This is a genomic window from Cytophagales bacterium (assembly GCA_033344775.1).
Taxonomy (GTDB): domain Bacteria; phylum Bacteroidota; class Bacteroidia; order Cytophagales; family Cyclobacteriaceae; genus JAWPMT01.
In genome coordinates this window covers 255,309-273,517 of the sequence record JAWPMT010000006.1, presented here as the reverse complement: position 1 = coordinate 273,517, position 18,209 = coordinate 255,309, and the positions used below count along the sequence as shown (strand labels likewise).

General features: G+C 43.6%; 16 protein-coding genes. 6 read left to right on the top strand and 10 right to left on the bottom strand.

Annotation, left to right across the window (positions count from 1 at the left end):
* Positions 1-18: 18 nt before the first annotated feature.
* The 3 genes from R8G66_30955 to R8G66_30945 are packed head-to-tail and all read left to right on the top strand — an operon-like array spanning position 19 to position 2,950.
* A complete protein-coding gene (locus R8G66_30955; GenBank protein ID MDW3196836.1) occupies positions 19-1,314 on the top strand; it encodes a glycosyltransferase family 4 protein in 1,296 nt (431 codons plus the stop codon).
* A 28-nt stretch (positions 1,315-1,342) separates the two neighbouring features.
* On the top strand, positions 1,343-2,098 hold the full coding sequence (locus R8G66_30950) for a metallophosphoesterase (protein ID MDW3196835.1): 756 nt from the start codon (positions 1,343-1,345) through the stop codon (positions 2,096-2,098).
* A complete protein-coding gene (locus tag R8G66_30945; protein ID MDW3196834.1) occupies positions 2,099-2,950 on the top strand; it encodes an ABC transporter substrate-binding protein in 852 nt (283 codons plus the stop codon).
* 169 nt (positions 2,951-3,119) lie between these two features.
* Here R8G66_30945 and R8G66_30940 read toward each other — a convergent pair whose 3' ends face one another.
* Together R8G66_30940 and R8G66_30935 are read right to left on the bottom strand one after the other, a co-directional pair.
* Entirely contained in the window at positions 3,120-6,884 is a 3,765-nt protein-coding gene (locus tag R8G66_30940) for a T9SS type A sorting domain-containing protein (protein MDW3196833.1), read from the bottom strand.
* A 144-nt stretch (positions 6,885-7,028) separates the two neighbouring features.
* Positions 7,029-7,412 carry a hypothetical protein gene (locus tag R8G66_30935; GenBank protein ID MDW3196832.1) on the bottom strand — a complete coding sequence of 128 codons (384 nt, stop codon included), beginning with the start codon at positions 7,410-7,412 and terminating at the stop codon, positions 7,029-7,031.
* Between the two features lie 222 nt (positions 7,413-7,634).
* Here R8G66_30935 and sucD point away from each other — a divergent pair, with 222 nt between their 5' ends.
* The gene (gene sucD / locus R8G66_30930) at positions 7,635-8,507 is read left to right on the top strand and encodes a succinate--CoA ligase subunit alpha (GenBank protein ID MDW3196831.1); all 873 of its coding nucleotides are present in this window, start codon (positions 7,635-7,637) and stop codon (positions 8,505-8,507) included.
* Between the two features lie 86 nt (positions 8,508-8,593).
* Here the strand turns inward: sucD and R8G66_30925 are convergent, their stop codons facing one another.
* From R8G66_30925 to R8G66_30895, 7 genes are all read right to left on the bottom strand, one after another.
* Positions 8,594-9,043 (bottom strand): nuclear transport factor 2 family protein, encoded by a 450-nt coding sequence (locus R8G66_30925; protein MDW3196830.1) that lies wholly within the window; start codon positions 9,041-9,043, stop codon positions 8,594-8,596.
* A gap of 74 nt (positions 9,044-9,117) precedes the next feature.
* Positions 9,118-9,687, bottom strand: a complete 570-nt coding sequence (locus R8G66_30920; GenBank protein MDW3196829.1) for a Crp/Fnr family transcriptional regulator — start codon at positions 9,685-9,687, stop codon at positions 9,118-9,120.
* A 75-nt stretch (positions 9,688-9,762) separates the two neighbouring features.
* The gene (locus R8G66_30915) at positions 9,763-10,230 is read right to left on the bottom strand and encodes a carboxymuconolactone decarboxylase family protein (GenBank protein ID MDW3196828.1); all 468 of its coding nucleotides are present in this window, start codon (positions 10,228-10,230) and stop codon (positions 9,763-9,765) included.
* Between the two features lie 80 nt (positions 10,231-10,310).
* Entirely contained in the window at positions 10,311-10,880 is a 570-nt protein-coding gene (locus R8G66_30910) for a Crp/Fnr family transcriptional regulator (protein MDW3196827.1), read from the bottom strand.
* A 26-nt stretch (positions 10,881-10,906) separates the two neighbouring features.
* Positions 10,907-11,698, bottom strand: a complete 792-nt coding sequence (locus R8G66_30905) for a J domain-containing protein (protein MDW3196826.1) — start codon at positions 11,696-11,698, stop codon at positions 10,907-10,909.
* Positions 11,699-11,726: 28 nt separating this feature from the next.
* Positions 11,727-12,566 carry a hypothetical protein gene (locus tag R8G66_30900; GenBank protein ID MDW3196825.1) on the bottom strand — a complete coding sequence of 280 codons (840 nt, stop codon included), beginning with the start codon at positions 12,564-12,566 and terminating at the stop codon, positions 11,727-11,729.
* Positions 12,567-12,657: 91 nt separating this feature from the next.
* A complete protein-coding gene (locus R8G66_30895) occupies positions 12,658-13,578 on the bottom strand; it encodes a hypothetical protein (protein ID MDW3196824.1) in 921 nt (306 codons plus the stop codon).
* A 267-nt stretch (positions 13,579-13,845) separates the two neighbouring features.
* On the opposite strand from R8G66_30895, the gene R8G66_30890 reads away from it, so the two are divergent.
* Positions 13,846-15,681, top strand: a complete 1,836-nt coding sequence (locus R8G66_30890; protein ID MDW3196823.1) for a glycosyltransferase — start codon at positions 13,846-13,848, stop codon at positions 15,679-15,681.
* Positions 15,682-15,688: 7 nt separating this feature from the next.
* Here R8G66_30890 and R8G66_30885 read toward each other — a convergent pair whose 3' ends face one another.
* A complete protein-coding gene (locus tag R8G66_30885; GenBank protein ID MDW3196822.1) occupies positions 15,689-17,341 on the bottom strand; it encodes a S41 family peptidase in 1,653 nt (550 codons plus the stop codon).
* Positions 17,342-17,483: 142 nt separating this feature from the next.
* Here R8G66_30885 and R8G66_30880 point away from each other — a divergent pair, with 142 nt between their 5' ends.
* On the top strand, positions 17,484-18,206 hold the full coding sequence (locus tag R8G66_30880) for a hemerythrin domain-containing protein (GenBank protein ID MDW3196821.1): 723 nt from the start codon (positions 17,484-17,486) through the stop codon (positions 18,204-18,206).
* Positions 18,207-18,209 lie beyond the last annotated feature (3 nt).

Below are 18,209 nucleotides of genomic sequence, written 5' to 3'. Positions count from 1 at the left end.
GCTAATCAAAATACGTTCATGTCTGCGCCATTAAAAATTCTGATGCTTTGTTGGGAATATCCCCCATTGATTACCGGTGGGCTGGGAAATGCTTCAGGAGGGCTAGCGAATGCGCTGGTAAAACAAGGACATGAGGTAGAGGTTTTGCTTCCCAAAGTAGAGCCTGAACATGATACAGGTGACCAGCCTAAAATATCGGACCTGAGTCAGTTGATACTCGACGAGAAAGTCTGGGTGGAGAACAAAGAAGTGGTGGAGAAAGTCAAAGACCTTCAATTTGGCGTGAATTTACTTCCGTACTTGCCGCCACAATATTTCACCACGGAGCGAGAAAGAGAGGTGGTCTACACGGAAACCAAAGTTTCCAAAGAAGTCAGCACTGTTGAAAAAATTGAATTGGAAGGTGGCTATGGTGAGCAGCTCATGGGTGAAATCCAAAAGTATGCATTACTCGCCTGCCAAAAAGTGCAGGAAGGTAATTACGATATTGTCCATGCCAATGACTGGATGACTTTCAGAGCAGGAAGCTTAATCCAGAAACTGACGAAAGCTCCGGTCGTCTTTCACGTGCATAGTGTAGAGTCTGATCGTAATGGGTTGGGAGCCAATCCGGAGATTGCTCAAATCGAAAAAGAAGCGCTGATTCATGCCCAATACATCGTTTCCGTTAGCAAGCGTCTGCAAAAACAGATCGCGCGGGATTATGGAGTGAACGAACGAAAAATTGAGGTGGTACCTAATGGCGTGAGTGGGAGATGGAAGTCTACTAAAGTTTTAGGAAAAACTCCCGTCGTAGGCTTTATTGGTCGGTTGACACATCAGAAAGGCCCCTCTTATTTCCTGGATGTGGCCAGAGAATTACGATCGAAGGTACCAGGCATCAAATTCATGGTCATCGGCGATGGCTACCTCAAAGAAGAGATGAAGGCGAAGGCTCAAAGACTAAATCTGCCGATCGTTTTCACGAATTTTTTGGAAGGCAAGGAGCTTACCCAGGCAAGGAATCAATTGGATCTACTGATTGTGCCATCGCTTTCCGAGCCTTTTGGGCTCGTTATTTTGGAGGGTATGCAAGCAGGTATTCCGACGATCACGACGAAAAACACGGGTATTGCTGAATCCATTCCCGAACTACCGCAACTCGAGCCCTGGGATACTTTTCAGTTGACACGATTGTCCGAAAGGTTATTAAGCCAGGCTTCGGAAAGAAAACAACTCATGGACGCCTGTCAAAAAGCCGGGAAAAAGCTGACCTGGAAGGTTTCCGCCAAGAAAGTGACCTTTTTATATGAAGGCATTTTGCAGCATATGTAGGTAGATCTCATCGCATTCCTGTTTCTTTATGAAAATTCAGATCCTCAGTGACTTGCATCACGAATTCGGGATATTCGACTTTCCAGTTGATGATTGCGATTTATTGATCCTTGCTGGAGATGTCAACCTTGGAATAAAAGGGATTAATTGGATCAAAGAGAACATTCGTGACATTCCGGTTATTTACATTCTTGGCAATCACGAATACTACAAAGGATCTTATCCTAAAACACTTCATAAGATCAAAGAGGCATCTAAAGAAAGTAATGTGCACGTTTTGGAAAATGAGTCCTTTCAAGTTGAAGGAATTAGCTTTCATGGTACTACCCTCTGGACGGATTTTTCTTTGTTTGGGAATCCTGCAGCGTTTGGGAATATGTGCCAGAGTAAGATGAACGATTACAAGAAAATCAGACGGGATCCTACTTATTCCAAATTGCGTAGCATCGATACATTTAACATCCATCAAGCTTCGAGGAGGTGGTTGAATGGAAGTCTGGCCGAGTCAAATGCTGCCATCAATATTGTTGTAACGCATCATGCACCAAGTATTCGATCAGTTCCACAGCAACACCGTGAAGACCCAATATCAACTGCATACGCCTCTGATTTGGAAGAAATGATTGAAAAGCATCAACCTGACTATTGGATACATGGTCATATTCATACACCAATAAAGTATGATATTGGTAAAACTAAAGTCATTTGCAATCCACAAGGGTATTCGGACGAACCCTTCAATGGATACGAAAAAGAGCTGATCATAGATATAGAACCATATTAAATGATGAAGAAAATACGAATTGGTGGAGTTCCCGAGTACTTCAATTTGCCAATCTTGTTGGCTAAAGAGCAGGGTAAGTTTGCTGAAAAAGGGATCGACCTGATCTGGCAGGAAGTCCCTGAAGGCACCGGAAAAATGGTGCAGTCTCTGGCGGACGATTCGTTGGATCTCGTGGTTGCGCTAACCGAAGGCATGACTAAAAGCATTGCACAAGGCAATCCTTCAAAAATCATTCATGCCTATGTTCAGTCTCCCTTGATTTGGGGAATCCATACTGCGTATCATTCAGAAGCTGAAATAGCAGAAGACTTGAGAGGAAAAGCGTTTGCCATCAGCCGATATGGCTCCGGATCTCATTTGATGGCGATCTTACTGGCCAAAGACTTGGGTTGGGATGATTCTGAAATCAAATTCGAGGTAGTGAATAACCTGGATGGCGCCAGAGCAGCCTTGAAAAATGATCAGGCTCACATTTTTCTGTGGGAAAAGTACACGACTAAATTTCTGGTGGATCAGCAGGAATTCAGACGAATAGGAGAATACCCAACACCCTGGCCATGCTTCGTCATTAGCGCAACCGATAATATCATTGCCGAAGCACCCGAACTACTAAAAGCAACTTTAGAAACGATCATTGCGGCTGCGGAATCATTGAAGAAAGACCCAAATGCCATTTCATTGATCGCCGATCGTTATCGACTGCTGGAAGCTGATGTTCAGGAATTTTGGCCCAATACGCAATGGAATCAGAAAATTACGTTACCGGAGGTAGCTATCGAAAAAGTGCTAAGCACATTTAATTCACTAGGGCAGATTGATGCTTCGGATAAAGTCGTGACCCATTCATTGTAAGTAATTACACCATTTTAAAATCGTCATACCGGAATTTTTCGGTTTAGAATCCGAAGGGAGCCGAAAAATGTCCGGTATCTCTTTGGCGATTTTATCCCTCAAATCCTCCTCCTGGCTTCCCTTTGTAACTGAAGTCATCCGACATTACCAAGTCTAAGACTTGTCATTCTCACAATCGACCAATCAAAACCCGTTCAATAAAGACTTGATCCGCCACCTGGGTCCGTAACAAATACGTCCCTTCCTTTAATCCCTGAACGTCAATTGCCGTGCGTCCAGATTCGGTGATGGACCTAGTTTCAATCATCTTACCAGTCATATCGATCAAGTCCACCTGTGCGGGACTGGATCGGTCAATATGCATCAATTCAAAATTTAATTGTGAGCTAATGACGGGATTACCATAAACTACCATTTGAGGAGCATACACCTCTTCATTGATGACCCACACGATTCGATGAATTGTTGCTTCACCGTCAAAATCCACCTGACGCAGGCGATAATAATTGTCTTTCGCTAAAGGCTTTTTATCAATCCATTGATAATGAATCTCCTGATTGGAATTTCCAGCGCCTGTGATCATAGTCGCTACTTCCCAATCCAAAGCATTTGGAGACCTCAATACCTCGAAATAGTCGTTATTTTTTTCTGTAGCCGTCACCCAATCCAGGATCACTTCACCAGCATCCCACGTAGCGTCAATGGATTTCAACTCAATGGGTAAAAGGCTTGAGGTTGCCGAACCTAAGGTGAAATAAACATCATTGACATCATCGATCGTGACCGATGCAGTGACCGAAGTAGAGGTAAAACTGGATGCCGCATAGGCCACCCATTCCGAAGCAGAATTATCGTATTTCACGATCAACAGATTAGAATTGGCAGTGACAATATCATCTGTTTCATCAAACGTCAAGGTGATTTCGGCGGTATTTGTACTGCCAAAAGTCAGGTTCCAATAACCACTTTCCGTGATGGCCCCAGCAGTAGTCGCCCCATCAGTGTCCAGTGTTCCACTGATGTCTGTAGCAGGATTACTCCGAATATATTCTGCCGCCACAGAACTGCTACTACCCGGATTTACAGTCGGTGGGCGATAAATCGTACTTGTACCTATCGGAAACTCCTGACTTCCGGTATAAGCAGATCGGCTTAAAGGTCCGATCACATATTGTGAAGCAGAGGCTCCTGAAATACTTGATGAGCTAGCTAATGTTAAAGAAGTACCTGAGGTTGTCAGTGACCCACTGGTCAATGTCAAATCCCCACTCAAACTTAGCGCGCTATTCAGTGTCAATCCGGATGAATTGTTGACAGTCAGCGTTCCCGCGGACGTAACTCCAGCACCTAAGGAACCAAAATTTGCGGTCTGCGCAGCCGTTCCATCAAACGTATAGTTCACACCGGAACCATAGTTCTGAGTATCGGTGGTAACATTGCCAGGAAACCCTGCAGTCGCAGAAGAAATCAATGTGGACCCATTATTCATGGTCAGGGTGAAATTATTGTCAGCTGCATCATTGAATTCGAAGCTCTGTAAATCGAGAATGGATTCTGAAGGAAAAGTAAATCCGCCATTGGTAGTTGGCTTATTGGCCTGCAGTTGCATGGTCTGGCCACTCGAGAAAGTCACCGTTTCCCCGGAAAAATCTACTTCCCCTGTTCCTTGCAAAAAGACATCCGTTCCGGATATACTCAAGTTGATATTGGCGTTGATGGTGAACTGACTGCCTCCGGCAAAGCCATTTCGAAAATCGATCGTTCCGTTAGAGAATGTAATGTTGCCACCTGTATCATTGCCAACCAGACCATTGAACGTCGCGCTCTTATTCGAAAACCCTCCGTTTAGAAAAACAATAGGGTAATCCGTCGTGCTGGCATTGGGGAAATAAGTATCGCCACCGAAGCTGTTATTGTTACCTGTATAATCGAAAAATGCATCCGAACTGTAGAAGTAATTCGTTGACCCTGAGCCAGCCAGATCATCTTCCAGATTGCCATCTCCTGAGGTAATCTCTCCACCTCCTTCGATACTTGCTGTAGCTCCAGTACTAAAAGTAGGCGCAGTATTGACGGTAAGAATCCCTCCATTTTCGACAATCAGATCAAATTCCCCGCTGGCATCTGCAATGGTCAAGGCAGCACTTAGCACCAACTGGCCTCCATTCTCAACGGTAATTTGATCTGCTGTCCGGGGAGCACTCACCGTCACCGTATGTCCGGATAATATCGCGATGGGGCCATCTGTTTCGTCAGGGACTAAACCCAAGCCTCCTGCATTGGTCCATACTCCCGAAGAAAAGAACTCCCAGTTGGAGGCAGTAGCCCATGTATTGCTACCTGCGGAGCGAAAAGAAAGCGCAGCGATAATATTCCCAGAATTGATGGCTGAGAAACTTGCACTGCTCAAGTCGATCGAAAAAGTTTCCGAAACACTATAGACCAAATCAGAATAAGTATAAACACCACTTGAAACTGTCTGAGTAAGACCAGTGGCAGAAGACAAAGTTCCCGTGGCTCCGGCGGCCTCTGCTAAGGTGAAACTTGCCGAACTATTGTCAACGTCCACATTTCCATTGGCATCGGTAGTAGCAATGGACAATGAAAAATTCACTTCTGTCCCCACACTCGTTGGCGTCTCCTGAAAACTCCATTGACTACCCGCAACAATAATTTGGTTGTTGGAAGCACTGGTCGTGATTGAAGCAGTAGAGGTAAGTTCACTGGTCACGCCACTGTAGTCAAAATCATTCGCTGTGAGCGTGAATTGCAGGAAGTCATTGTCGATGGATTCTGTGATTGACGTATTCAACCAAACGCTCACCGTATATGACTTGGAGGCACCATCGCCAATGAACCCGATTTGCCCTGAGCTGGTCCCTAGTCCAGAAAAGACAATACTGGTTGCGGTGATGGAAGAAGCATTGGCGGTATTAGAACCATCGGATAACAGAACACCAGCGATCACATCAGACCAATCATCTACGCCATCCGAGCCACCTGCATTCAGGGTTAACCCCGAAAAAGTAAAATCAAAGGCATCACCTGCTCCCAGGGCGTCATCAGCTATGGTGAAGCCCAGAACAGACTGTCCTGCGCTGGAGGTAACTGTAGAAGCAATCGTTGCACTTCCATCTGAATCGAGTGTAAGAGAAGAGTCATCCGAGGAAGTAACAATTGTAGGGGTAAGGCTGATGTCATCAATTCCAACGGCCCCCGGATTATTAGCATTGTTTCGTGCTTCCCAAATCCATTTCAAATAAATGTATTCCCCATCGAATACACTGATCCCGGAGATTGTCGTGTTGAATGTGCCATTGGCCGTAGCGTCCCAGGCGTTATTATTGGTATTAGAAGTAAAGGCAGTTTCTTCGCCCGTAAACGTACTATTATCGGTGCTATAGCTAAAGCTGAGCGTGGTGAATCCATTATTTTGTCTCAGATAGAAGATATCCGCTGATACAGCAATATCCGTAAGCGTTCCACCACTGTTGTTTTGAATCCTCAGGATTGCCGCATGAGGTTCGTCTGCTCCATTGTTCCTCACCATGGAGATTCCAAGCATATAATTGCCAGACCCATTTTGGTAGGAATAGACGGTACCTCCGGTGGCATCACCCTGATCTGTAGCCGTTCCTCCTGCAAAGTTTCCACCCGTATTATCTGCTCCGAATGCCCCATCCAGTCCACCATCATCGTCAAAATCAATGGCCCAGTCATCGGAATCCAATGAATTGGCAGTTGAAACTCCGGAAGTGAGGCCCGTACCCCGAAAGTCTTCGAAATCAATATTAACCACTACTCCGTTTGCCGTGAATTGCGACTGTGCGGAAACGCTAAATGAAGCCGTAGCCAGGAAACACCCCAGCAAAAGTTGGTTGAAAAATAACGGATAAGAAAACTTTTTACATTCGCCCAGAATGAATATTCCCATTGCTCTATTGGTTGATGCAGGCAGATTACGGGCGAAGACAATACAATGGTTGCCTCAAAATTAGGTCAAGACTTTTGTAATTGTACGATTACAAGAGTAATCATGTCTGATTTTAAGATGAAATGGTGTTATTTCGGATGAATGCTATTCTTCTTTCAGCTTCAGGAATTCTTTTTTGCTAATAAATTTTTTAGTTCTGATTTGAAAGATCTTTACGAGATCTTCTCGTTCTATGCCTTCCGGGAGTATTCCGGGAGTTTCAAATAATTCAATGTCTGTGTCCGTGATCCATTTGACATAACCCGAGCGGATTTTCCCATTTTTGATCATGTTTCCCCCTTTATCGAAGATCTCATAGGTGATGGGTTTCGGAAATTGTGCTTCTTCCGATTGCGTCAGGCATAATTGATGGGTATGCGAATCGTTCCATTCGCACTGGAATGCCTCTGCCAGTCCCGTACTGAGCTTTTGGGGACTTTGACAGCAGATGAGGGTTACGGTTATAGCCAGGCAACTGATGAGTCGCATATCCAAATATATTGCTATCGGTTGATTGAACTAAAATGGTCAAGAGACATTTCGCATGAAAAGTTTCAAAATGTCGGAACTATCCATCAGATTCTTGTTATAGTGATATCACCTTTCACGAGGAAGGAAATAGGAATGTTTCCCCAACCAAGAAATTAAAAACCAAAGACTGGCAACGCTGGTTTTATCTTCTATTTTTGCAGCACATTTACAATAATACCCATGAGTGTCTTAGTTAATAAGGATTCCAAAATTATCGTACAAGGATTCACCGGTTCCGAAGGTACGTTCCATGCTTCACAAATGATCGAATACGGATCTAACGTAGTAGGCGGCGTTACTCCCGGAAAAGGGGGCCAAACGCACCTGGATAAGCCGGTTTTCAATACCGTAAAAGAAGCAGTAACCGCTACCGGAGCGGACGTAACTATCATATTCGTGCCACCGGCATTTGCGGCTGATGCGATCATGGAAGCAGCGGATGCGGGTATCAAAGTAATCGTGACCATCACGGAGGGTATTCCTGTAAAAGACATGATGACCGCTAAACCTTATGCCAGGTCCAAAGGAGCCACGCTTGTAGGACCCAATTGTCCTGGTGTGATCACTCCTGAGGAGGCTAAAGTGGGTATCATGCCCGGTTTTGTTTTCAAAAAAGGAAAAGTAGGTATTGTTTCTAAGTCTGGTACTTTGACTTACGAGGCTGCTGACCAGGTAGTAAAAGCTGGTTATGGTATCTCTACTGCGATCGGAATTGGTGGTGATCCTATCATTGGAACTTCAACCAAAGAAGCGGTGCAGTTGTTGATGAATGATCCGGAAACCGATGCGATTGTCATGATCGGTGAGATCGGCGGACAATACGAAGCAGATGCAGCTCGCTGGATCCAGTCTGATGGGAATAAAAAACCCGTAGTTGGATTCATTGCCGGACAAACAGCCCCTCCTGGTAGAAGAATGGGTCATGCAGGAGCCATCATCGGTGGAAAAGACGATACCGCAGAGGCTAAAATGAGGATCATGGAAGAGTGTGGCCTTAATGTGGTGAAATCTCCAGCGGATATTGGAGAGACGATTGCTGGTGTTTTAGGATAAACCATAAGAAACTTAATAAATCATAAAAGCTCGCTTATTCTTTGATGAGCGAGCTTTTTCATTTATAAGCCTATTATCCCACGATGTTAGTTCTCCATCTGAGAATAAACCTTGCGCCATTCGGAGGCGTCATAAATTAAGCGTGACTCCTGGATTATTCCATTCTCCACACGAAACCATTCTGTCCCGAAATTGCTTTCCAACCCGGGTATAGAGGATTTGAATTCATAGAAAGTAGCAACCCAATCTCCATTTTCAGCCGAGTGGATCAAGTTAACTTCAGTTAAAATTTTGCCCATTTCCTGGGCCAGTCCAATAAATGCCGCCTTTGACTCCAATTTGACCATTGGATTTTCGAAAGAGTAATCCTCAGAAAGCAACGCAAGTGATTCACCTATTTTTGCTGGATCATTGAAACCATTTAAAAATTTCTCGACTACTTCTCTATTGCTCATCTTATTTGGATTTGATTGTGAATAATTTACCCCCCAGCTAAGGCCCATGGCCATCACCAGGATTAATCTCCATGTTTTCATTCGTTCAAAATAATTTAATATGAGGGCAAAAAAAGTCCTTGATTCGCATCCAAATCTTGGTCTATACCAAGATTCTATATTGGGATGTTATTGATGAGTTTGCTGAAATTAGTGGCATCGATCCTTAGATAGGAAGAGATATCTTTTTGAGGGATGTTTTGCAATAAATGTGCACTTCGCTCAGTAAAAACACGGAATCGGGTTTCCATATCCAAGGCCATCAGTTCGTGTTGACGTTGTATGACTCCATCAAGGAAGACCTCAGTCACTTTTCTGAAAAGTGTCCCAATTTCCGTGTGTTTCTGGAGCATCTCCTGATGTTTGGAGCTTGGTATCCTTAAGAAAAAGCTATCAGAAATTGTTTCCAGGAAATACCGTGAAGGTTTTTGGATAAAAAATGATTCAAGAATGCCACTAAAGGAGGGCGCACTGGCAAACGTCAAGACGTGTTGTTTTCCGTTTTTTAGGTAATATGATTTTTGGATTCCCACTTTCGTGAAGTACAGGTGCTTTTCTACCTGACCGGGGGAAGTCATCAACTGTTTTTTAGGAAGGTGAATTTCACTCCAATATGAAAGGTATTCATCAAGTACGGAATTACTTAGTGGATATATATCATTAAGATACTTTTTGAGTGATTCCATGAGGCTAAAGTAGATCAAATCAGCTGAAAGAAATACAGCAAATGGATAACTGTATTTCCTTCCTTCAACAGATACTTAAGATACTGCTTGTCTCTCAGGAACCTTGTACCGTCCCGGTGTAAACTTGAATGTCTTCATCATTCGGGTCCAGGTATTTATCTGGGAAACTGCTAGTGTTAAGTAAGCAATTTCCGCTTTGCTAAAATGAACTGATAAACCCTCGAATACTTCTTCCGTCAACGTATGTTGGTGAATGGTGGTAATTGCCTCGGCAAAGGCCAAAGCAGCTTTCTCCCTGTCAGAAAAATAAGGAGCGTCCTTCCAGGCACAAATGGTGGAAAGTCGTAATTCTGTTTCACCAGTGGCTTTCAACTCTTTATGATGCATGTCCATGCAATACGTACATCCATTGATTTGTGAGACCCTTAATCTTAAGATCTCCAGTAATTGCATTTCCAGGTTTGATTCGTGAATAAAGGATTCTATGGCCATTAATTTGTCGAACATCCCCTGTGGGATATCTTGATATGAAATTCGTTCCATGTTTAATACTTGTTTTAAAAAGATCGTTCGAAGGTAGAGCGGGCCTTAGGTCCTTTTCATTAAGAAATCTTAAGAAGCAATCAATGACTTCTTCTTAGCTCACTTAAATACTCCGGCGTTATGTCCAGATAGGAAGCGATCATGTACTGTGGAACCCGATTGACAAAATTTGGAATGAGCTTCACCATGTTATAATAGCGATCTTTACTGGTGGCTTTCATATAATAGAAGCTGCTTCGCTGTAAAGCAATTAACCACCTTTCTGTGATCAGGCGAAATAGTCGCTCAACTTTAGGTACTTCGATATACAATTCGTCTAATCTGTCTTTTGTTAGGGTCAGCACTGTACATGGTTCGAGTGCAGAAATGAACAGTTGAGAAGGTGTTTGATGGATAAAGCTTTCCATATCTGTTACCCACCAATGTTCCTTACCGAAGGACGTGATTTTTTCGTTTCCTTTATTATCAATGTAATAAGACCGGACTAGTCCTTCTATGATAAAAAACAGTTGTTTACTCGTATTTCCTGCTTCCAGTAGCGTACTTCCTTTCTCAAATTTTCTTTCAACCAATTTTTGCTGAAAAATTGCCAACTCATCTTCTGTGAAAGGAACGTACCGATTGATGTAATTCGCTAAGGCGTCATTCATGGATCACACAAATTTGAATTATTAGGCTACCATAAGACCACTATAGACATCAATAGAAATCCTCCCAGGAAAAAGGGAATAATCCCAAGTGTCAATGCCCAGTCTGCATAGTGTCGTTTGAAGAGGATCACAATGCCAATCGCAATCAACAATAAAGGGAAAATATTATTGAGATCGTGCAGGTTGCGATAGATGCGATATTGATGCTGTTTTCCCTGTTTGTCCTGGGTCACCAAACGCGTAGGGATACCGAATACCGACGAATGTACCACCTGAATATCAGTGATCGGAGTTTTCAAGTGATCTAAAAACAATCGATCTTCAGAGATGAAACGATGGTTTTCCAACTGTACCTTACTTCCATCGAGTCGGCCTTCTCTTATGTTGACTACTTGCTCATCGATGGGCTCAGACAAGAGGTAGTAATCAATGGAGAACAACACCCCAATAGCCAGGAAAAACACCTGTGACCAACGCTGAAATTGATAGAACTTAAGCTTTTGCCGAAATTGACGCTCGGACTTGATGCGTTGCTCTTCTTTGCGTTTCTGCCGAAATTCTCTTCTATACCTTTCTTCCTCAGTTTCCTGTACTGGAATGTGAGGCTGAGCTACACCGCCCAAGGTGAGGTCATACATCCTCCGCCGATAGTCATTGGACAACACATCGTACGATTCCGTAAGAAGCCGGATCACTTCCGCGGCTTGCGGAGATGGATTTACATCGGGGTGATAACTCTTGACCAGTCTCCTGTAGGAAGCTTTTATTTCCTCGACGCTCGCGTCAGGACTCACTTCAAGGATCTGATAAAAGGTCAAGTTTTAAAGGCGTTTAGGTAAACAATGCTTACCTGATGCTGCTTAAGAATCGATTTCGGTCGTAGATCAATTGACCTTCTTCGTTCCATTCTTTCACAATCACAGGCTTGGTATCAAAGTCAAACGGATCATCGGGATATTTGATTTCTCTTTTGGTGTTTTTGTTGGCATAGAACTCTCGCCAGAAACCTACCCGGTAATCAAACTTGTAATTCCCTCGAACCGCAATAGAACCATTGGAATGAAACGCAAAGTATCTGCCGTCCTTTTCCCCGAAGTGAACCGGGATCACTTCTTTCAGCTTGGTTCTTTGAAAATCATAGAAGGCCAACAAGGACTCCTGAGGCCATCCTTTCCAGTATTTTGATTTGTCGGTTAAGATGTCGCTGGTGTTGTATTTCATCCATCGTGCGTGCTTTTGACCTTTATAGAAATAACCTTCCTCGATGACTTGCTCACCAATTTTTTTGATATAGTGGCCATGTAGCACTAACGCTACATCTTTTTTCACACGGATTGAATTCTGGATCTTTTTCTTTTTCGTATCATACCAGTAATACTCCCGAGCATATTCTGGCGGATCTTCATATTGCCTCAAGTAATGGAAAAGTTCAATGGCTTGTTTTTTACCAAAACCTGTTCGGGCAAACTGGCGTTTGGTCTTGATTCCGAAAAAAACCTTCTTGTTCTTTTTTTTCTTCTTCTTCGCTACTGGTTGAATTAATTCTTTCTCTGATTCATCCTCATCCAGATCGATGGTCAGCGGTGTTTCGTAATCTACTTTGAATAAATCGGCCAGGTTATCTTGCGCGGTACTGATCAACGCAAAACTGAATGCCACGGCAAAAAGGGTGACTTTTCGTATCATAACCATAAAGTAACGAAAGTTGAGGAAAATAATTTTAACAGAAGTTGCCTTTGGTCAAAAGTAAAAAAGGCCGCGATGTACGGCCTTCTTGTTATATCTCTACTTCTTCTTCCAGTTTTTCCAGATCAAACTCTTTCAGGAATTGACTGGCCTGTTTAAGGTTTTGGAATTCGTAATTTTTAATATCGCCAGTGTTCGCATGGATCTCTACTTTGACAGTAACCACTTTGCCATCGTGAGCTAGTGGATCAGCGATCAGTGTTGCGCTATCAAATGACGAAGAAATTTGTGTAGTAATCTTCACGCTTTTGCGCTTGATTCTTCCACAATAAGAGCAATTGTATTCTTTCAGTAGCTCCCCTTCTTCTGTTTCGGTCGCTGGCGTCGTAATTTCTTCTTTGACCAGTTTCAGTGTTTGGAATCCACATCGATCGCACTCCAGCGCACTCAGATGGCCTTTGTACTTTTCAATGTGTGTTTCTTCAGTATCCGGGTCGATCCAAACATCATAATCCACGGAAAACACATTTTCTTCTGCCTGCATCCCTTCATCCAGATAGGCATCTTCTTCCTCCTCGCTCAGGAGTTTCATCTTATTGCCCGTCTTAGGGTTAACCCGGGGCGTGTAACGAAGCCTGTGTAGTTTTTTGTGAAGTCTTTTTGGATAGTAGTAGCTGAATACCAGATAAGCTACATATCCCCATAACGTGCCAAAACAAATAGAAATGAAAATCCGGATAAAGAACCAGATGATGTTGAGCTTTACCGTGTCGGCACTGGCCGTATTACACACAAAGAAAATGGCCGCAGCAATGGCAAAGTTGACCGCAAGATATTTTTTGATCTCTTGCGAACTCGCAAAATCAAACTTTTCCTTGTAGCCATTTTGTGATGCGTATTTGATCTTATAGGTCAAATAGATAATGAATGACACCACGAGAGAGAGTCCCGCTAATCCATACATCACCAAATCCCACTGATCGAGGAACGCGTGATATGTCGTTTGATCCATCTGTATTTATTCTTTTTATCCGTTAAAACTCACCCGCCTGAACACCTGACAATTACAAAACCCTAAACACAAACGAAGGGATCGACATGTTCAGTTCAATAACTCGCTAAGTTAATCCAATTCTTAAAAGCAAATAACTCATTTGACTGATACTCTGTTCATAAATTCTTTCGCAATCTGCATGCCGTTTCCGTACCGCAGGTACCCTTTTACTCTTATATGGATCACTTTTTGGTATTTACACGCAATAAGGATTATAATTAAGGAATGGCAAAAGAAAGATCTTCATTACGTCGTATTACACGAAAGCAAGTCAGCCAGTCCTTGTTGCTGGAGGCTGCCTGGGAAGTAGTCAACCAGGTCGGTGGAATCTACACGGTTGTTCGTTCAAAAACACCCGATATCATCAAAAAATGGGGTGATAATTACATTTTGCTAGGTCCATACATGCCACAGCAGGCGGCTTCTGAGTTTGAACCGTTAGAGGATTTGAAAGGACCGGTCGGAAAAGCCGTGCAAACCATGCGGGAAAACGGAATAGTGGTTCACTATGGTGTCTGGCTGGTGAGTGGACGGCCCAAAGTTATCCTGTTTGACCTGGGATCGGTTATGCATCGTCTGGGAGAGATCAAATATTTGCTTTGGGAAGACCATGGTATTTCCTCTCCGGGAGAGGATCATTTGATCAATGATGTCATTGCCTTTGGCGAGTTGATAAAGATTTTTGTTTCGACCCTTGAGCATCAGGAGGGGTTTGATAAGAAACTGATCCTGCATATCCACGAATGGATGGCGGCTTCCGGTGTGCCAGCTTTGAGAAAAGAAGGAACCAAAGCCAAGATTGTTTTTACTACCCACGCGACCATGCTTGGGCGATACCTCGCCATGAATGATCCCAATTTCTATGACCACCTCTCTTTCATGGACTGGGAAAAGGAGGCAAAACATTTCAACATTGAAACGGCCGTAGGTCTGGAGCGTGCAGCGGCACATGGTTGCCATATATTTAGTACGGTCAGTGAAGTAACCGCCAAAGAATGTCGCCAATTATTGGGAAGAGAACCAGATGTGCTTTTACCCAATGGTATCAACAATCAGCGATTCGAGGCACTGCATGAATTCCAGAACCTCCACCTGGAATACAAGAACCGGATCCATCAATTTACGATGGCACACTTCTTTTCCAGCTACAATTTTGATTTGGACAAGACCTTATATTTCTTCACCTCAGGTAGGTATGAGTATCGAAACAAAGGTTATGATCTGACGCTAGAAGCCCTGGCTCGTTTGAACCATCGCCTGAAAACTGAAAATTCGGACGTCACTATTGTGATGTTCTTCATCACCAAAAGACCTTTCTCTACCATCAACCCACAAATCTTACAGACGCGTGCGGTGTTGGAAGAATTCAAATACACGGTAGAAAACATCAAACGGCAAGTCGGTGAGCGGCTGCTCTTTGAGGCATTAGAACAGGATAGCCCCAAATTGCCGGACCTTAGCAAGTTTGTGGATGATTACTGGCGATTGCGCTATCGCAGAACCTTGCAGTCCTGGAAATCTGATCAGCTACCACCGGTAGTGACGCATAACCTCCACGATGATGCGTCGGATGATATCCTCAATTTCCTTCGGACGTCCAATCTGGTGAATAATGAAGATGACCGGGTGAAAATTGTTTATCACCCTGATTTCATCAACTATACAAACCCACTGTTCTCAATGGAATACAGCCAGTTTGTGCGAGGGTGTCATATGGGCGTGTTCCCAAGCTATTATGAACCATGGGGTTATACGCCTCTTGAGTGTCTGGCCAGGGGAGTCCCGGCTATCACCAGTGACCTGGCTGGCTTTGGGGATTATACCCAGGAAAATGTGAAAGACCCTCATTTGTCTGGCATCCATGTCGTGAAACGAAATGAGCGAAGCTTCGATGATGCAGCGGGACAGCTGGCCAACAAGCTTTACAATTTCATTCGATTGTCACGAAGGGAGCGCATTGACCTTAGGAATAAAGTGGAGGCTTCCGCACAATTGTTCGACTGGTCCAATCTGACCAGGTACTACGAACAAGCCTATGACATGTGTCTGAAACTCGATTGAGTCAAAATCAATTGGTCACCAACGCGTCTGCTTCTTCAAATAAGTTAAGGGCTCGTTGATAGATTTCGTTTTGCTCATTCCAAACTGGGTAAAAGCCTTCATTATTCCATGCACTTCTTCCAATGAACGCTTTGAGGTAGGTCGTGAGCAATGCTTTGGATTCCATAAAGTCGTCCTCGTCGTATTCCACGCCATTGGAGGCACCATAGGCTGCCAGGTCCTGAAGCATTTGATCCGATACTTCAAATCGCGATAAGAAGTTTTCCAATCCCATGGCTTCTAGATTGGCCTGTTCCTTTTTGTAATAATTCAGACTGTACTCCGCAATGCTATTGGAACTAAAAAGACGATTCAGATAGGCAGAATTTCCAGTAGTGTCGATAGGGACAAAGTGGTCAGGAATAATTCCTCCACCACCATACACTTTTCTTCCCCCTGCGGTTAGGAATGTCAACTCTTTGTTGATCTTGATGCTGTCTTCGTGAAAAACTTCTCCACTTTCATATCTCGTCAGGATGTCGTCACGATAATACTCATCCAGGTCTTCGCCATAAGGTTTTTGAATGCATCTGCCACTCGGCGTATAGTACCTGGAAATGGTCAGTCTTAATTCGGAACCGTCATTCAGCGCTATTGGTAATTGGACCAGTCCTTTTCCGAAAGACCGTCTTCCTACGATCAGGCCACGATCATGGTCCTGAATGGCTCCGGAAACAATCTCGGAAGCCGATGCGGATCCTTCATCGATCAACACGATCAGCGAGCCTGCTTCAAAATCACCCCCTTTGCGGGACACATGCCGCTCATTATACCTGGATTCTTTTCCTTCTGTATAGACGATGAGCTTTCCATCCTCCAAAATTTCATCTACCATGTCAACGGCCCGGTCTAGATAGCCTCCTGTATTACCAGTAAGGTCCAGGATTAGTCGCTGCATGCCTTTTTCCTGCAAGCCGAGTAATGCCTCCTTAAATTCCATGTAGGTGGTAGCTGAAAACTTGCTGACTTTCATGTAACCAGTGCTCGGATCAGCCATGTATGCGACATCCACGGAATACTGTGGGATCACATCCCTGATGATCTCAAAATTCAGTAAGTCATCATTTCCGGACCTTTTGATGCTGACATTTACCGCAGACCCTTTTTCTCCTCTTAGGCGGGACACGACATCTCTGTTGGTAAACCCAACACCGGCAATGGTTTCACCATCCACTTTTACGATTTTATCCCCTGATAGCAGTCCTACTTTTTCCGAAGGACCACCACTCAGCGGAGCGACTACATAGATGGTGTCCTTGAAAATGTTGAATTCTATACCAATCCCTTCAAAGTTGCCTTGTAGCTGTGAACGAATGAGGTCAATATCTGTAGTAGAAATATAGCTGGTGTGTGGGTCAAGCCGTTGGAGCGTTTCTTCAATTACTTCTTCCAACATTTCGTCCAACACTTCATCCATGATGGCTTCTGTATCTACCTCATCTACATAGTCATTTTCGATGTAGGACAGGACCTCTCTAAACTTGGACATGCTGCCTTCGAAACTATTGAAAGCTGATCCGGGATTACCCATGCGAGATCCGATGAATACTCCGAGAGCAAGGGCAATGGAAAAAAGGAGTGGCAACCTAATGGCCTGACGTGAATTATTGTTTTCTGACACTTTTATATGAAGTAAGCTTCTAAAATTAATCGGAGGAAATAAAATAACCTAAATCATAAACGTTGGTTGGATATAATTCGTTTTTAATTTAACTTTTGAACAAGTCGCTGGATTAACTTTTTATATTTACCGCGATGAACTCATGAGCGTACTCAAAAAATCCATAGCATCCGTGATAGAAGAGAACTTCGTATATGCGAGGGCACTCCACTATTTAGGTATTGAGTTTTTTGATAATGAACAAAAAACGCTCAGCGAGATTTGTGAGGAACGCGGCATCAGTCGGCAGAAGATGATCAAGTGTTTCTACGATTTCGATAACAGCAAAAAATGCTCGTTCGCGGAATTGTCCAGGTATCCGGTTGACTTACTGTTGGAATATCTGAAGCATTCGCATCATTTATTTATCAAAGAAAAGCTTCCTTACATTTCGCATCTGCTGGATAGCCTGAAGGCATCTTTTGCCAGTGATTTGAAAGAGATCTTCCCGGTTTTTGTGGAAGATTTTATCAAACATATCTACGAAGAGGAGGACCAACTTTTCCGCTACGTTAGCTCTTTGAGTAAGGTCAAGCAAAAGAAAGTGGCCAATCCTGCTGCGGAATTGCTTCAATATCGAAATTTCTCGCTTGAGAAGATCCGGGTGGAACACGATAATGAAGATGAAATGGGCAATTTGCGAGATTTGATTGAAGGCCTGCCTTCCAATGACCTGCATACCCGTGTCATCATCAATGAGCTTAAATCATTTGATCGAGAAGTGTTGTACCACGCTGAGATTGAAAACGAGATCTTATTCCCGAAAGCAATTATTCTTGAAGGTGAAATCACCGAAAGGATGTCTCGTTTGAGCAGAATGAACTAATTC

What these genes read in the sequence shown, in the direction of transcription:
- sucD (MDW3196831.1), top strand. Translation starts at nt 7,635, where the DNA reads ATGAGTGTCTTAGTTAATAAGGATTCCAAAATTATCGTACAAGGATTC.
- R8G66_30950 (MDW3196835.1), top strand. Translation starts at nt 1,343, where the DNA reads ATGAAAATTCAGATCCTCAGTGACTTGCATCACGAATTCGGGATATTC.
- R8G66_30910 (MDW3196827.1), bottom strand. Translation starts at nt 10,880, where the DNA reads ATGAATGACGCCTTAGCGAATTACATCAATCGGTACGTTCCTTTCACA.
- R8G66_30880 (MDW3196821.1), top strand. Translation starts at nt 17,484, where the DNA reads ATGAGCGTACTCAAAAAATCCATAGCATCCGTGATAGAAGAGAACTTC.
- R8G66_30895 (MDW3196824.1), bottom strand. Translation starts at nt 13,578, where the DNA reads ATGGATCAAACGACATATCACGCGTTCCTCGATCAGTGGGATTTGGTG.
- R8G66_30940 (MDW3196833.1), bottom strand. Translation starts at nt 6,884, where the DNA reads ATGGGAATATTCATTCTGGGCGAATGTAAAAAGTTTTCTTATCCGTTA.
- R8G66_30920 (MDW3196829.1), bottom strand. Translation starts at nt 9,687, where the DNA reads ATGGAATCACTCAAAAAGTATCTTAATGATATATATCCACTAAGTAAT.
- R8G66_30955 (MDW3196836.1), top strand. Translation starts at nt 19, where the DNA reads ATGTCTGCGCCATTAAAAATTCTGATGCTTTGTTGGGAATATCCCCCA.
- R8G66_30925 (MDW3196830.1), bottom strand. Translation starts at nt 9,043, where the DNA reads ATGAAAACATGGAGATTAATCCTGGTGATGGCCATGGGCCTTAGCTGG.
- R8G66_30900 (MDW3196825.1), bottom strand. Translation starts at nt 12,566, where the DNA reads ATGATACGAAAAGTCACCCTTTTTGCCGTGGCATTCAGTTTTGCGTTG.
- R8G66_30915 (MDW3196828.1), bottom strand. Translation starts at nt 10,230, where the DNA reads ATGGAACGAATTTCATATCAAGATATCCCACAGGGGATGTTCGACAAA.
- R8G66_30945 (MDW3196834.1), top strand. Translation starts at nt 2,099, where the DNA reads ATGATGAAGAAAATACGAATTGGTGGAGTTCCCGAGTACTTCAATTTG.
- R8G66_30935 (MDW3196832.1), bottom strand. Translation starts at nt 7,412, where the DNA reads ATGCGACTCATCAGTTGCCTGGCTATAACCGTAACCCTCATCTGCTGT.
- R8G66_30890 (MDW3196823.1), top strand. Translation starts at nt 13,846, where the DNA reads ATGGCAAAAGAAAGATCTTCATTACGTCGTATTACACGAAAGCAAGTC.